This window comes from Burkholderia sp. SRS-25 (assembly GCF_004343765.1).
Taxonomy (GTDB): Bacteria; Pseudomonadota; Gammaproteobacteria; order Burkholderiales; family Burkholderiaceae; genus Burkholderia; species Burkholderia contaminans.
This window is the reverse complement of sequence record NZ_PTXM01000023.1, coordinates 131,294-144,982: the sequence shown is the minus strand read 5'-3', so window position 1 is coordinate 144,982 and position 13,689 is coordinate 131,294. Positions and strand designations below refer to the sequence as shown.

Below are 13,689 nucleotides of genomic sequence, written 5' to 3'. Positions count from 1 at the left end.
GAGCGACAAGTGAATTTCGATTGGTCGGCGATCTGGGCGGCGTTGCCGGACCTGATGGACGGGGTCCGGTTGACGGTGTTCATCGCATTTTTCGGGCTGGTGGGCGGCTTCATCGTCGGGATGATCGCGGGCATGTTCCGCGCATACGGGCCGAAGGCGATGAACGTGCTCGCACAGGTTTATATTGAATTGATCCGCGGCACGCCGATCGTCGTGCAGGTGATGTTCCTGTATTTCGCGTTGCCGCTGCTCGCGCATATCCGCATCGACGGCCTGACGGCCGCGATCATCGCGATCACGGTGAATTCCGGCGCGTATCTCGCGGAAGTGGTGCGCGGCGCGCTGCTGTCGATCCCGAAGGGGCTGACGGAGGCCGGGCTCGCGATGGGCTTGTCGATGCCGCGCGTGCTGCTGAAGGTGGTCGGGCCGCTGGCGTTCCGGCGCCTGATTCCGCCGCTCGGCAACCAGTGCATCGTGAGCCTGAAGGACACGTCGCTGTTCATCGTGATCGGCGTCGGCGAGCTGACGCGCAAGGGGCAGGAAATCATCGCGGGCAATTTCCAGGCGGTCGAGATCTGGACTGCAGTGGCCGTCATCTACCTGTTGCTGACCGGCGCCATGACGCTGACGCTTCGGCTCGTCGAAAAGAGGATGAGGATCCTATGAGCATGATCGAATTCCAGAACGTGTCGAAGAGCTTCGGCCACGTGCCGGTGCTGAAGCAGATCGACCTGAAGATCGACGCGGGCGAGGTGGTCGTCGTGATCGGCCCGTCCGGCTCGGGCAAGTCGACGATGCTGCGCTGTATCAACGCGCTCGAAAAAATCACCGGCGGCGAACTGCTCGTCGACGGCCAGAGCGTGCGGGGCAACGCGGCGACGATCCGCAACATCCGGCTCGAAGCCGGCATGGTGTTCCAGCAGTTCAACCTGTTTCCGCAGATGACCGCGCTCGAGAACGTGATGTTCGGGCCGATGCAGGTGCGCGGTGCGTCGCGCGCCGAAGCGCGCGACCAGGCGATGGCGCTGCTCGACAAGGTCGGCCTCGAATCGCGCGCGAATCATTATCCGTCGGAGCTGTCCGGCGGCCAGCAGCAGCGTGTCGCGATTGCGCGTGCGCTCGCGATCCGGCCGCGGCTGATGCTGTTCGACGAGCCGACCTCGGCGCTCGATCCGGAATTGCGCCACGAAGTGCTGAAGGTGATGCAGGATCTCGCGACCGAGGGTATGACGATGATCGTCGTCACGCACGAGATCGGCTTTGCGAAGCGGGTCGGCACGCGCCTGCTGTTCATGGATCAGGGCGGGATTGCCGAGGACGGCCATCCGGTCGAGCTGATCGACCGGCCGCCGACTCCGCGCCTGAAGGAATTCCTGAAACACGTGTCCTGAACGAAACCGAACCATCCGACATGCCGCTTTCCCTTTCTCCCGTCATCGCCGGCGCGCCGTTCGACATCGGTGTGTGCCTCGGCGAGCTCGCCCGCCCCGTGTTCGATGAATACATGCAGCAGAGCAGCGCATGGCAGGCCGTGCGCCGCTGGCGCGGCCATCCGTTCGTCGCCGCGCTGCGGCAGGCTGCGCTGGCCGCGTACCCCGATCTCGTCGCGGAGCTGGACGGGATCGCGGCCGGTGTCGGCTGGCCGGCCGAGGACATCTTTCTGTGGAACTGCCGCGGCGAGCTGATCCACAACGCGCCGGACGGCTGCACGACGCTTGCCGCGCGCGACGCGGCTGGCACGCGCTGGATCGCGCACAACGAGGACGGCGATCCGTACCTGCGCGAGCGCTGCCTGCTCGTCGACGTGCAACCGGCGGGCAAGCCCGGCTTCATCAGCTTCTATTACCCCGGCTCGCTGCCAGGCCACACCTTTGCCGCGAACCGCGCGGGTATCGCGCAGGCGATCAACAACCTGCGGATCCGCACGCCGGCGGCGGGCGTGCCGCGGATGATCCTCGCGCGCGCCGTGCTCGATGCGACTTCGCTCGACGCGGCGGCCGACGTGCTGCGCGGTCATGCACGCGCGAGCGGCTTTCATCACACGCTCGGCGCGACCGGCGATGCACGGCTGCTGAGCATCGAGGCGAGCGTCGCGCGCTGTTCGGTGATCGACGTCGCGCGGCTCGCGGGGCATGCGAACCATCTCGTGCACCCCGGCTGCGACGCGGAGGCGCAGATCGTCACGCAATCGTCGGCCGACCGTCAGCGTCGCGTCGAAGCGCTGACGCCCGCCATCGACGCGATCGATGAAGCCGCGCTGCGGCGCGTGCTCGGCGATCGCGCGCCGGAAGGACTGCCGATCTACCGCGACGATCCGGCCGACCCCGACGACGAGAACACGCTGGCCACGGCCGTGTTCGCGATCGGCGCGGCATCGATCGATTTCACCATTCACCAACACGGCACGCAGCGTTTCGCGACGCGCATCGTGCCGTCCGGACGCACGCACGACGCGTCCTGATCCATGAGGCAACGCATGACGACCGTTTTTCATCGCGCTCCGCGCGCCACCTTGCCCGTTGCCGTCGCAGGCGACGGCATCGAGATCATCGACTCGACCGGCAAACGCTATATCGACGCGTGCGGCGGCGCGGCCGTTTCGTGTCTCGGCCACAGCAACCAGCGCGTGATCGACGCGATCAAGCGGCAGGCGCAGCAACTGGCGTACGCGCATACGTCGTTCTTCACGACCGACGTGGCTGAAGAACTCGCCGACCGGCTCGTCGCTGCCGCGCCGGCCGGCCTCGAACACGTGTATTTCGTGTCGGGCGGCTCCGAGGCGGTCGAGGCCGCGCTGAAGCTCGCACGCCAGTATTTCGTCGAGAAGGGCGAGCCGCAGCGCCGCCATTTCATCGCGCGACGCCAGAGCTATCACGGCAATACGCTCGGCGCGCTCGCGATCGGCGGCAACGCGTGGCGGCGCGAGCCGTTCCTGCCGTTGCTGATCGACGCGCACCACGTGAGCCCGTGTTATGCATACCGCGACCAGCAGGCGGGCGAAACCGACGAAGCGTATGCGCAACGCCTCGCGGACGAACTGGAGCGGAAGATCGTCGAACTCGGCGCGGACAGCGTCGCGGCGTTCGTCGCGGAGACGGTGGTAGGCGCAACGGCCGGCGCGGTGCCGCCGGTGCGCACGTACCTGAAGAAGATTCGCGCCGTGTGCGACAAGTACGGCGTGCTGTTGATTCTCGACGAGATCATGTCGGGGATGGGCCGCACGGGCTACCTGTACGCGTGCGATGAAGACGGCGTCGCGCCCGACCTGCTGACGATCGCGAAAGGGCTCGGCGCGGGCTACCAGCCGATCGGCGCGACGCTGGTGAGCGACCGCATCTACCGGACGATCGTCGACGGCTCGGGCTTTTTCCAGCACGGCCACACATACCTGGGCCACGCAACCGCATGCGCGGCCGCGCTCGAAGTGCAGCGCGTGATCGCCGAAGAGAAGCTGCTCGACAACGTGAAGGCGCGCGGCGAGCAACTGCGCGCGTCGTTGCGCGAGCATTATGGCGCGCATCAGCATGTCGGCGACGTGCGCGGCCGCGGGCTGTTCGTCGGCGTCGAGCTCGTGCGCGATCGCGACAGCAAGGCGACGTTCGATCACGCGCTGAAGCTGCATGCGGCGGTCAAGCGCGAAGCGATGCAGCGCGGCCTGATGGTGTATCCGATGGGCGGCACGATCGACGGCGTTCACGGCGATCACATCCTGGTCGCGCCGCCGTTCATTTGCACCGCGCAGCAGATCGATACGATCGTCGAGCGGTTGTCGGGCGCGATCGGCGCGGCGCTCGCGTCGGCCGGCGCGTGACCGTATTCATTGAACCTAGTCCGGACTTCGCCATGACCAACAGATTGCCTCCGTTCGATCCCGCATCGGCCACCGATGAGCAGAAGGCCGTGCTGGCCGACATTCTCAGCGGCCCGCGCGGCAACCTGAACGGGCCGTTTCTCGGCTGGATCGCGAGCCCCGAGCTGGCGCAGCACGCGCAGAAGCTCGGCGCGTTCTGCCGCTATCGCACGGGCCTGCCGCTGCGCCTGTCGGAGCTCGCGATTCTCGTGACGGCCGCGCGCTGGCAGTCGCAGGCTGAGTGGCACATCCACCATCCGATCGCGCTCGAGGCGGGCGTACCGGCCGCGACGGCCGACGCGATCCGGCGCGGCGTCGCACCCGCATTCGAGTCGGACGACGACGCGCTGATCCATGCATTCGCGAGCGAGCTGTACGACACGCGGCGCGTGAGCGATGCGACGTTCGAACGGGCGCAAGCGCGCTTCGGCCACGAAACCGTCGTCAATCTCGTCGCGTTGCTCGGCTACTACGCGCTCGTCGCGATGACGCTGAACACGTTCGGCATGCGCGCGCAAGGGCAGGCCGAATTGCCGTTTCCGGAGTAATACCCGTGCGTTGATCGTGCCGGAGCGACGGGGGCGATACGTCTGACGAACGTGTTGCCGACCTGTTCCGGCACAATGCAACCAAATGTATTCATGCGGGATCGACGGCCGATCGCCGCGTATGATGGCTTGTTCACGTCGATATGAGCGGTGAGCAAGCATGACGAGTACCCGCAAGACCTTGATGATCGCCGGTGGGCTCCTGGTAGCCGCGGCCGGCACTGCCTACGTGATGCTCCTGCGTGCGGATCACCGCGCGATCGAAGATGCCGGCATCGGCGATTCGGCCGCGCCCGTTGCCGCTGCACCCGCGGGCAATGATCACGCCGTGCAGGGCGCCATCGCACCGCCGGCTCCGGCCGCCGCGATGGCGCCGAAACAGGCGGCTGTCGCGCCGCCGCCCCCCGCACCGGCGCCTTCTGCGCCGGCCGAAACCGCACGCGTCAGTGCAGCGCCGGCCGTGCCGGTCGTCAGCGACAAGCCGCAGCCGGTGACGAAGCCGAGCGCGCCGCCGCCGAAGGTCACCGTCGTGACCGTCGATGCGCAGGATTCGACCCCACCGCCGGCCGCCAAACCCGTGCAGCGGGCCGCACCTGCACCCGCACTCGCACCCGCGCAGGTCACGCAACGCGCGCCGCGCAAGCGCGACGGCCTCGAGCGCCATGCGGCGGCAGCACCTTCCGCAACGAAATCCGAAACGCCGGAGACGGCCGCGCTCGTGAGGGAATCGGCGAAGCTCGACCCGTCGTTGCCGCCGCCGTCGATGTCGTCGATGTCGTCGAGCAGCGGCTCGTACCGGCAGGGCAGTTCGTCATCGGGCGCGAATCCGGTTGCCGCGGCGATGACCGAGCAACTGGTCAGGCAGTCGAGCAATTTCAACTCGGCACCGTCACCGGCGCCCGCGAACGGCGGCCCGACCGCGACCAAGTAACCGCCGTCGCTTCGAGAATAAAAAGGACCCCGCATGCCGACCAAAGCATGCGGGGTCAAGAGAGACAAACTGTTGTGCCGACCGGCTGACGCGCGTTACGCGGCGACCGCTTCCTCGGCCTGCGGCTGTGCGGCGGCAACCGGTGCGACGTCCTGCCGGATCAGGTGGTCGAACGCGCCGAGCGATGCCTTCGCGCCTTCGCCCACGGCGATCACGATCTGCTTGAACGGCACCGTCGTCACGTCGCCGGCCGCGAACACGCCCGGTACCGACGTCGCGCCGCGTGCATCGACGACGATCTCGCCGTGCTTCGACAGTTCGACCGTCCCCTTCAGCCACTCGGTGTTCGGCACGAGGCCGATCTGCACGAACACGCCTTCGAGATCGATGCGCTGCGTGTCGCCCGAGCGCAGATCCTTGTAGACGAGCCCGTTCAGCTTGCTGCCGTCGCCGGTCAGCTCCGTCGTTTGCGCCTGCGTGACGATCGTCACGTTCGGCAGGCTGCGCAGCTTGCGCTGCAGCACTTCGTCCGCACGCAGTTGCGCGCCGTATTCGATCAGCGTGACGGCCTTCACGATGCCGGCGAGGTCGATCGCGGCCTCGACGCCCGAGTTGCCGCCGCCGACTACCGCGACGCGCTTGCCCTTGAACAGCGGGCCGTCGCAGTGCGGGCAGTACGCGACACCGCGGTTGCGGTATTCGCGCTCGCCCGGCACGTTGATTTCGCGCCAGCGCGCACCGGTTGCGAGGACGATCGTCTTCGCCTTCAGCACCGCGCCGTTCGCGAGGCGGATCTGGTGCACGTCGCCCGGGACCAGCGCATCTGCGCGCTGCACGTCCATGATGTCGACGTCGTACTGCTTCACGTGCTGTTCGAGTGCGGTCGCGAACTTCGGCCCTTCGGTTTCCTGCACCGACACGAAGTTCTCGATCGCCATCGTGTCGAGCACCTGGCCGCCGAAGCGCTCGGCGACGACGCCGGTTGCAATGCCCTTGCGCGCCGAGTAGATCGCAGCTGCAGCGCCTGCCGGGCCGCCGCCGACGATCAGCGTATCGAACACCGGCTTGTTCTCGAGCGACTTCGCGGCACGCGCGCTGGCGCCCGTATCGAGCTTCGCGAGGATTTCCTTCACGCTGCTGCGGCCCTGGCCGAACGACGCGCCGTTCAGGAACATCGTCGGCACGGCCATGATCTGGCGCGACTCGACTTCACCCTGGAACAGCGCGCCGTCGATCGCGACGTGACGGATGCGCGGGTTGATCAACGACATCACGTTCAGCGCCTGCACGACTTCCGGGCAGTTCTGGCACGACAGCGAGAAATACGTCTCGAACGCGTAGTCGCCGTCGAGCGCGCGGATCTGTTCGATCACGTCGTCGTCGAGCTTGATCGGATGGCCGCCCGTCTGCAGCAGCGCGAGCACGAGCGACGTGAATTCATGGCCCATCGGAATGCCGGCGAAGCGGATGCCGGCCGGCTTGCCGGGCTCGCCGATCGAGAACGACGGCTTGCGCTCGGCGTCGTCGCGGCGTTCGGTCACGGTCACGCGATCCGTCAGCGACGCAATCTCGGTCAGCAGCGCCAGCAGTTCCTGCGATTTCGCGCTGTCGTCGAGCGAGGCGACGAGTTCGATCGGGCGCGTGATCTTTTCGAGGTACGCTTTGAGTTGGTTCTTGAGATTGGCGTCGAGCATGGCGTTTCGGATTCCGTATTGATGATTCTGGTCGGGCACGTCGTGCCGGAGGAGGGCGCGGGCCGCATGCGGCGGCGGCCCGTCATCGGGAGGCTCGCGCGCCTCGTGCAAGGCGCGCGGCGCGATCGTCAGATCTTGCCGATCAGGTCGAGCGACGGGGTCAGCGTTTCCGCACCCGGCGTCCACTTGGCCGGGCAAACTTCACCCGGGTGCGCGGCGATGTATTGCGCCGCCTGCACCTTGCGCAGCAGTTCGCCTGCGTCGCGGCCGATGCCGTTGTCGTGGATTTCGCACAGCTTGATCTCGCCTTCCGGGTTGATCACGAACGTGCCGCGCAGGGCCATCCCTTCTTCCTCGATCAGCACGTCGAAGTTGCGCGACAGCGTGAGCGTCGGGTCGCCGACCAGCGGGTACTTGATCTTGGCGATCGTGTCCGACGTGTCGTGCCATGCCTTGTGCGTGAAGTGCGTGTCGGTCGACACGCCGTAGATTTCGACACCCAGCTTCTGGAATTCCGCGTAACGGTCGGCGAGATCGCCCAGCTCGGTCGGGCAGACGAACGTGAAGTCGGCCGGGTAGAACACGACGACGGACCACTTGCCCTTGAAGTTCTCTTCCGAGACGGGCACGAATTCGCCGTTGTGGTAAGCGGTTGCCTTGAACGGCTTGATTTGGGTGTTGATGATCGGCATCTGGACAATTCCTTTTCGTCAGGGGTGAGTGGAGTGTTGCCAGTATCCGGGTTCACCCTGAGCTTGTGAAATTGCTTGTTTCAATCCGGGGCATCGGGATTTTCTATCTGCTTCCGGCCCTTGATTGGGCGGAGGTGTGCGGGGGAGGCAATTGACGCGTGGGTGTGTGGACGAGCGGTAGCCAGCAAGTGTCCGGTTCCGTCGCGCGATGTAGGCGTCGATCGCGTCCCGGACGATCTCGGCCGAGGATCTGTTCTGGTGCGTGGCGATGCGGGTCAACGCGGCATGCTGGTCATCCGATAGATCGACTGGAATTTTGTTCATTTCAACCTCCGTGACGGGACACGGCCATCGTGGCGATCCGGTCGGCCAAGTGCAAGTGCGCGGCACGTCCGGTGCGAATGCGGCTTCCCGATTCGGTCGGTCGTCGGAGCGGCGTCTTCGTGCTTCGCTCAAATCCCCGCCATCTTCCTCAACCACGCCGCCAGCCGCCTGGCCCCATCCGGCATGTCCGCGTCCTCGCGGGTGCACAGATAGTAATTGCGCCCGTCGTCGAGCGCGTGATCGAACAGCTGCACGAGCTCGCCGTTCGCCAGTTCGCGCTGGACCAGCGGCGCGCGCAGCAAGGCCGCGCCGAGATCCGCGCGCGCGGCGCTCAGCGTGAGCTGGCCGTCCTCGAACATCGGCCCCACCGCATGCGACACATGCTTCACGCCCGCGCCCTGCAGCCAGTTGACCCACGTGCTGCGATCCTCGTCGTGCACGAGCGGCGCGCGCGAGAGATCGGCCGGCGTGCGGAACGGCCCGTGGCGTTTCAGGAACGACGGGCTGCACATCGGCACCATCGCGCCCGGCAGCAGCCGCTCGCAGCGGTAGCCGGGCCAGTCGCCGGTGCCGAAGCGGATCGACAGGTCCGATGCATCGCTGCGGTAGTTGCGGTGATGTGCATACAGCACCGTCACGTCGACGTCCGTGTTGTCGGCCAGGAACGCGTGCAGCCGCGGAATGAACCAGCCGATGCCGAGCAGCGGAATCAGGCTGATGGTGATCTGCCGCAGCGACGAGCGGTCGCGCACGAAACGCGTCGCGCTGCGCAGCACCGAGAACGCGGCGCTGATCGAGCGGTAGTAGTCGCGGCCTTCGTCCGTAAGGGCAAGCAGTCGGCCCTCGCGCACGGTCAGCGGCGTCTGGATGAATGCTTCGAGCAGCTGCAGCTGGTGGCTGACCGCCGAAGGCGTGATGTCGAGCTCGCCCGCAGCCGCAGTGACCGACCCGAGGCGCGCAAACGCTTCGAACGCACGCACCGCGCGCAGCGGCGGATCGTGCGGCAATTGTTCGATATTTTTCATGTATCGAATTTTATCGAAAAGTCAGGGTAAGCGACAACATGAAAATATCCTGTATTTACAGCGATGTAGTCTAATGTGTCGGGAACGGCATAAGCATCCAACAATTGGGTATTTGGGGTTTGGGTGCTCAATATTTAATATTTTTCATGTTTTGATTCGATCCACCGATCCCCGCACATGAAAATCGCTTTTCTCCACGCCAGCCTCGCATTCTCGGCGGCCGCCCTGGTCGCCTCCGTTCCCGCGTTCGCACAATCCGCGCCGCAGACGATCCTGATCGGTCTCGCTGCGCCGCTTACGGGCCCGTCCGCGCGGATCGGCAAGGATCTGCAGAACGGCGCGCAACTCGCGATCGACGACGCGAACGCGAAGCATCCGACCATCGGCGGCAAGCCGGTGGTCTACAAGCTCGTCGCGGCAGATGACCAGTCCGATCCGCGCACGGCCGTCGCGGTTGGGCAGCAGCTCGTCGACCAGCACGTGATCGGCGTCGTCGGCCACTGGAACACGGGTTGCAGCGTGCCGGCGTCGCGCGTCTACCGCGATGCGGGCATCCCGCAGATCGCGCCGGCGTCCACCGGCCATCAATACACGCAGCAGGGCTATGCGACGGCCTTCCGCATCATGGGCCACGACGATGCGGGCGGCAATTTCACCGGCGCCTATGCGGTGAAGACGCTGAAGGCGAAGCGCATCGCGGTGATCGACGATCGCACGTCGTTCGGCTCGGGGCTCGCCGACCAGTTCATCAAGGGCGTGCAGGCGAACGGCGGCACGATCGTCGATCGCCAGTACGTGAACGACAAGACGACCGACTTCAGCGGCGTGCTGACCGCGATCAAGGGCAAGCGCGTGGATCTCGTGTTCTTCGGCGGCCTCGATGCGCAGGCCGCGCCGATCTCGCGCCGGATGCGCCAGCTCGGCGTGAACGCGCCGCTGCTCGGCGCGGGCGGCTTCGTGAGCCAGACGTTCCTGTCGCTCGCCGGCAAGGACGGCGACGGCGTGACGGCGCTCGAGCCGGGCCTGCCGCTCGACCGGATGCCGGGCGGCAAGGCGTTCGACACGCAATACCAGGCGCGCTTTCACGCGCCGATCGAACTGCATGCGCCGTTCGCGTACGACGCGGCCGCCACGCTGATCGCGGCCGCGCAGAAGGCCGGCACGACGCAGCCGGCGAAACTCGTCGCGGCGGTGCATGCGATCGACCGGCCCGGCGTGACGGGGCGGGTCGCGTTCGATGCCGAAGGCAACCTGAAGGACCCGGCCTTCACGATCTACCAGGTGCGCGGCGGCAAGTGGACCGTCGTCGACGTGCTCGGCGGTTCGCGCACCGCGACCAAGTAAGCGATACGGCGCCACACAGCACGACACAGCGATAAGACAACCAAGACGATCCCCATGACCGAAGCCACCCAGACATCCGCCGCCGCACCCGAGGACACGCGCCTCGGGATCCTCGCGCGGCGCCGCATCGAAGCGGAAATCATCAAGCCGATCTACGAGATCATGAAGCGCGAGTTCGGCGCCGAGCGCGCGCAGGCCGTGATCGCGGAAGCCGTGCGCGGCGCCGCAGTGGACGCCGGCCGCACGTTCGCCGCGCAGGAACCGGACGGCACGAGCGTGAAGTCGTTCATCGCGCTGCAGGTGCTGTGGGAGAAGGACGATGCGCTCGACGTCGAGGTGCGGCGCGCGGACGACACGCATTACGACTACGACGTGCATCGCTGCAGCTACGCGGAGATGTATCACGCGATGGGGCTCGGCGAGATCGGCCACCTGCTGAGCTGCGCGCGCGACAGCTATTTCATCCAGGGTTATGCGCCGGACATCGCGCTCACGCGTACGAGCACGATCATGCAGGGCGGCAAGCGCTGCGATTTCCGTTACGCACGGCAAGCCGCGCCGGAGAACGGCGATGCGTGACGACAACACGATTGCTGAAAGCGTGAGCGCGCCGCGCGTCGACGGCGACCGCCTGTGGGCGTCGCTCGACCGGATGGCGCAGATCGGCGCGACGCCGAAGGGCGGCGTCTGCCGCCTCGCGCTGACCGATCTCGATCGCGAGTCGCGCGACCTGTTCGTGCAATGGGCGCAAGACGCCGGCTGCACGGTGCGCGTGGACCAGATGGGCAACGTGTTCGCGCGCCGCGCGGGGCGCAACCCCGGCGCCGCGCCGGTCATGACCGGCTCGCACGCCGATTCGCAGCCGACGGGCGGCCGCTACGACGGCATCTACGGCGTGCTCGGCGGGCTCGAGGTCGTGCGCGCGCTGAACGATGCGGGCATCGAGACCGAGCGCCCGATCGACGTCGTGATCTGGACCAACGAGGAAGGCTCGCGCTTCGCGCCGGCGATGGTGTCGGCCGGCGTGTTCTCGGGCGTCTATACGCTCGAATACGGGCTGTCGCGCACCGATAGCGCAGGCAGGACGATCGGCGAGGAGCTGGCGCGGATCGGCTACGCGGGTGCCGAGCCCGTCGGCGGCTATCCGGTGCATGCGGCGTATGAACTGCACATCGAACAGGGCGCGATTCTCGAGCGGGCCGGCAAGACGATCGGCGTCGTGACGGCCGGGCAGGGGCAGCGCTGGTACGAGGTGACGCTCACCGGTGTCGACGCGCATGCGGGCACGACGCCGATGGAATTCCGTCGCGATGCGCTGGTCGGCGCTGCGCGGATGATCTCGTTCGTCGAGGTGCTCGGCCGCCGTTACGCGCCGTATGCACGCGCGACGGTCGGGATGATCGAGGCGCGGCCGAACTCGCGTAATACCGTGCCGGGCGGCTGCTTCTTCACGGTCGAATTCCGTCATCCCGATGACGCGGTGCTCGACGAGCTCGACGCGACGCTTCGCGCGGAACTCGCACGCGTGGCCGACGAAACGGGCCTCGGTGCGCAGATCGAGCAGATCTTCACGTATGCGCCGATTCCGTTCGCGCCGCGCTGCATCGACACGGTGCGTGACGCGGCCCAGGCGCTCGGGCTGTCGCACATGGATATCGTGTCCGGCGCCGGTCATGACGCGTGCTATGTCGCGCGCGTTGCGCCGACGGGGATGATCTTCGTACCGTGCGTCGACGGGCTGAGCCACAACGAAGCCGAAGCGATTACGCCCGAGTGGGCGGCGGCGGGCGCAGATGTGCTGTTGCGTGCGGTGCTGCAGAGCGCGCAGGAACGCTGAGCCCGACGGTGACGGTGGCGGCCCGGCGGAAAGGTGTTCGCCGGGCCGGGTCGCGTGGCGTTCCGCCTGACGTTGCGCACGCGCGGTTCGCGTCAGCCCGGCGGCGGTTGCCGATCGATATACCGCCGCATCACATGGAACGCCGTATCGGTGCGTCCAGGCATCGTGATCGTCGCGTCATCGGCCGTGAAGCCGAGCTTTTCATAGAACCGGTACGCTGTTTCGCGTGCCGTGCACCACACGAGCGCGGCCCCGCGTGCTTCCGCGTGCCGCACGCAAACCTGCACCAGCACGCGCCCGAAGCCCATGCCGCGCACGGCAGGGTGCACGGCCATCCCGCGCAGCCGCCATGCCGGCCGTGCCGGGTCGTCTTCGCGCACCTCCTCGCAGAGCGATGCAACGGCGACGATGCCCGACGCGTCGCGCACGCCGACGTGCAGCGTCGTCGGCGCAAGGTCGCCGGCCAGCGCGCTCGCATCCAGATCGCCATTCAGCAGGACCATTGCGCGGAGCGGGCGCGTCTGCGCGGCCTCGATCGGTGCGATGGTGAACAGCGTGTCGCCTGACGTCATCAACGTTCCTTGAGTCATTCGATTCAGCCGCGCGTTACTGAGCGGCCTTGCGCCGCGCCATATACGCGAGATACGCGACGATCTGGTCGAGTTCTCGGTCGCTCAGCTGGTCGGGCGGAAATGCCGGCATGCTGCGGCCCGGCCAGTCGCGCACCGAGGCCGGGTTGCGGATATAGCGGCGCAGCGCGGCGGGCTGGAAGTAGTCGACCGGGTTCATCGGCGCGTTCAGGTCGGGGCCGGCATGGCTGCTGCCCGCGCCGTCGAGGCGATGGCAGGCGAGGCATTGCGTGACGAACAGGCGCTGGCCCGCGCGAGCCGGATCGTTCGCGGGCAGCGCTGCATCGACGGCGAGCGACGGCCAGCGCGCAAGCGGCGACGATTCGATCGTGATGCGCACGATCTGGTACGGCCACTGCTCGCCGCGCACCGACGACGCGTCCGGCCCGAGCCAGACCAGGTAGAACGGCCCGGCGCTGACCTGTTTGCCGGGCAGCTTCGGCCACGGATGCGCCGGATCCTCGATCGCAAGCCACGGAACGGCGCCGGCCGGCGTGCGGCGGCGCACGAGTTCCAGCGGCAGTTGCGCGGCGAAGCCGTCGGCGGCACGGGTTTCGAGTACGCCGTCGGCCGGCAGCCTGTCGCCGAGCAGGTCGGCGAACGGCACCGCGCGGAAGGTCATGGGCTTGCCGTATGCGATGTCGCGCGGCACGTGGATGTCGGCGGCATCGGGGCGCGCGAGCAGCGTTTGCCGGGTGAGGGCGCGGGCCGTGCCGTCCGTCTCGAGTTCAAGCGCGGACTGCGCCGACGCGCGTTGTCCGATCAGGCAGACCGTCAGCAGCAAAAGCGAAAACCACCGGCGCTTCAGCATTCTT

The 13,689-nt window shown here is 67.2% G+C and carries 14 protein-coding genes; 9 read left to right on the top strand and 5 right to left on the bottom strand.

Features of this window, described 5'->3' with window-relative positions; genetic code table 11:
* Positions 1-9: 9 nt before the first annotated feature.
* The 6 genes from glnP (at position 10) to C5O79_RS29990 (ending at position 5,329) form a co-directional block, all read left to right on the top strand.
* Positions 10-666, top strand: coding sequence for a glutamine ABC transporter permease GlnP (gene glnP / locus C5O79_RS30015; protein WP_011355557.1), 657 nt, complete (start codon positions 10-12; stop codon positions 664-666).
* Positions 663-1,391, top strand: a complete 729-nt coding sequence (gene glnQ / locus C5O79_RS30010; RefSeq protein WP_046547536.1) for a glutamine ABC transporter ATP-binding protein GlnQ — start codon at positions 663-665, stop codon at positions 1,389-1,391. The genes glnP and glnQ overlap by 4 nt, the downstream gene beginning before the upstream one ends.
* Positions 1,392-1,411: 20 nt before the next feature.
* Positions 1,412-2,461, top strand: coding sequence for a C45 family peptidase (locus C5O79_RS30005; protein WP_122475504.1), 1,050 nt, complete (start codon positions 1,412-1,414; stop codon positions 2,459-2,461).
* Positions 2,462-2,476: 15 nt separating this feature from the next.
* Positions 2,477-3,811, top strand: coding sequence for an aspartate aminotransferase family protein (locus C5O79_RS30000; protein ID WP_122475506.1), 1,335 nt, complete (start codon positions 2,477-2,479; stop codon positions 3,809-3,811).
* A gap of 32 nt (positions 3,812-3,843) precedes the next feature.
* Positions 3,844-4,398 (top strand): carboxymuconolactone decarboxylase family protein, encoded by a 555-nt coding sequence (locus tag C5O79_RS29995; RefSeq protein WP_046547539.1) that lies wholly within the window; start codon positions 3,844-3,846, stop codon positions 4,396-4,398.
* A 160-nt stretch (positions 4,399-4,558) separates the two neighbouring features.
* Positions 4,559-5,329: an extensin gene (locus tag C5O79_RS29990; RefSeq protein WP_122475508.1), complete on the top strand. Its 771-nt coding sequence runs from the start codon at positions 4,559-4,561 to the stop codon at positions 5,327-5,329.
* Between the two features lie 95 nt (positions 5,330-5,424).
* On the opposite strand, the gene ahpF is transcribed toward C5O79_RS29990, so the two are convergent.
* From ahpF to C5O79_RS29975, 3 genes are all read right to left on the bottom strand, one after another.
* The gene (gene ahpF / locus C5O79_RS29985) at positions 5,425-7,023 is read right to left on the bottom strand and encodes an alkyl hydroperoxide reductase subunit F (RefSeq protein WP_122475510.1); all 1,599 of its coding nucleotides are present in this window, start codon (positions 7,021-7,023) and stop codon (positions 5,425-5,427) included.
* A 128-nt stretch (positions 7,024-7,151) separates the two neighbouring features.
* Complete coding sequence (ahpC, locus tag C5O79_RS29980) at positions 7,152-7,715, bottom strand: alkyl hydroperoxide reductase subunit C (RefSeq protein WP_011547973.1); 564 nt, start codon at positions 7,713-7,715, stop codon at positions 7,152-7,154.
* Between the two features lie 452 nt (positions 7,716-8,167).
* On the bottom strand, positions 8,168-9,064 hold the full coding sequence (locus C5O79_RS29975; RefSeq protein WP_122475512.1) for a LysR substrate-binding domain-containing protein: 897 nt from the start codon (positions 9,062-9,064) through the stop codon (positions 8,168-8,170).
* 177 nt (positions 9,065-9,241) lie between these two features.
* Here C5O79_RS29975 and C5O79_RS29970 point away from each other — a divergent pair, with 177 nt between their 5' ends.
* From C5O79_RS29970 to C5O79_RS29960, 3 genes are read left to right on the top strand one after another with little or no spacing between them, the layout of a single operon-like run.
* A complete protein-coding gene (locus C5O79_RS29970) occupies positions 9,242-10,408 on the top strand; it encodes a branched-chain amino acid ABC transporter substrate-binding protein (protein ID WP_122475514.1) in 1,167 nt (388 codons plus the stop codon).
* A 54-nt stretch (positions 10,409-10,462) separates the two neighbouring features.
* Positions 10,463-10,987 carry an L-2-amino-thiazoline-4-carboxylic acid hydrolase gene (locus C5O79_RS29965; RefSeq protein WP_039357194.1) on the top strand — a complete coding sequence of 175 codons (525 nt, stop codon included), beginning with the start codon at positions 10,463-10,465 and terminating at the stop codon, positions 10,985-10,987.
* Positions 10,980-12,245 (top strand): Zn-dependent hydrolase, encoded by a 1,266-nt coding sequence (locus tag C5O79_RS29960; RefSeq protein WP_046547546.1) that lies wholly within the window; start codon positions 10,980-10,982, stop codon positions 12,243-12,245. Before C5O79_RS29965 ends, C5O79_RS29960 begins: the two co-directional genes overlap by 8 nt.
* Positions 12,246-12,337: 92 nt before the next feature.
* Here the strand turns inward: C5O79_RS29960 and C5O79_RS29955 are convergent, their stop codons facing one another.
* Both C5O79_RS29955 and C5O79_RS29950 read right to left on the bottom strand, forming a co-directional pair.
* Positions 12,338-12,817: a GNAT family N-acetyltransferase gene (locus C5O79_RS29955; RefSeq protein ID WP_046547547.1), complete on the bottom strand. Its 480-nt coding sequence runs from the start codon at positions 12,815-12,817 to the stop codon at positions 12,338-12,340.
* A gap of 34 nt (positions 12,818-12,851) precedes the next feature.
* On the bottom strand, positions 12,852-13,685 hold the full coding sequence (locus C5O79_RS29950) for a cytochrome c (protein WP_122475516.1): 834 nt from the start codon (positions 13,683-13,685) through the stop codon (positions 12,852-12,854).
* Between the last annotated feature and the right edge of the window lie 4 nt (positions 13,686-13,689).

Bases quoted from the DNA above. Each gene is read 5' to 3' on its own strand.
- C5O79_RS29960 (WP_046547546.1), top strand. From the start codon at position 10,980: ATGCGTGACGACAACACGATTGCTGAAAGCGTGAGCGCGCCGCGCGTC.
- ahpF (WP_122475510.1), bottom strand. From the start codon at position 7,023: ATGCTCGACGCCAATCTCAAGAACCAACTCAAAGCGTACCTCGAAAAG.
- C5O79_RS30000 (WP_122475506.1), top strand. From the start codon at position 2,477: ATGACGACCGTTTTTCATCGCGCTCCGCGCGCCACCTTGCCCGTTGCC.
- C5O79_RS29955 (WP_046547547.1), bottom strand. From the start codon at position 12,817: ATGACGTCAGGCGACACGCTGTTCACCATCGCACCGATCGAGGCCGCG.
- C5O79_RS29990 (WP_122475508.1), top strand. From the start codon at position 4,559: ATGACGAGTACCCGCAAGACCTTGATGATCGCCGGTGGGCTCCTGGTA.
- C5O79_RS29970 (WP_122475514.1), top strand. From the start codon at position 9,242: ATGAAAATCGCTTTTCTCCACGCCAGCCTCGCATTCTCGGCGGCCGCC.
- glnQ (WP_046547536.1), top strand. From the start codon at position 663: ATGAGCATGATCGAATTCCAGAACGTGTCGAAGAGCTTCGGCCACGTG.
- C5O79_RS29995 (WP_046547539.1), top strand. From the start codon at position 3,844: ATGACCAACAGATTGCCTCCGTTCGATCCCGCATCGGCCACCGATGAG.
- C5O79_RS30005 (WP_122475504.1), top strand. From the start codon at position 1,412: ATGCCGCTTTCCCTTTCTCCCGTCATCGCCGGCGCGCCGTTCGACATC.
- C5O79_RS29965 (WP_039357194.1), top strand. From the start codon at position 10,463: ATGACCGAAGCCACCCAGACATCCGCCGCCGCACCCGAGGACACGCGC.
- C5O79_RS29950 (WP_122475516.1), bottom strand. From the start codon at position 13,685: ATGCTGAAGCGCCGGTGGTTTTCGCTTTTGCTGCTGACGGTCTGCCTG.
- ahpC (WP_011547973.1), bottom strand. From the start codon at position 7,715: ATGCCGATCATCAACACCCAAATCAAGCCGTTCAAGGCAACCGCTTAC.
- C5O79_RS29975 (WP_122475512.1), bottom strand. From the start codon at position 9,064: ATGAAAAATATCGAACAATTGCCGCACGATCCGCCGCTGCGCGCGGTG.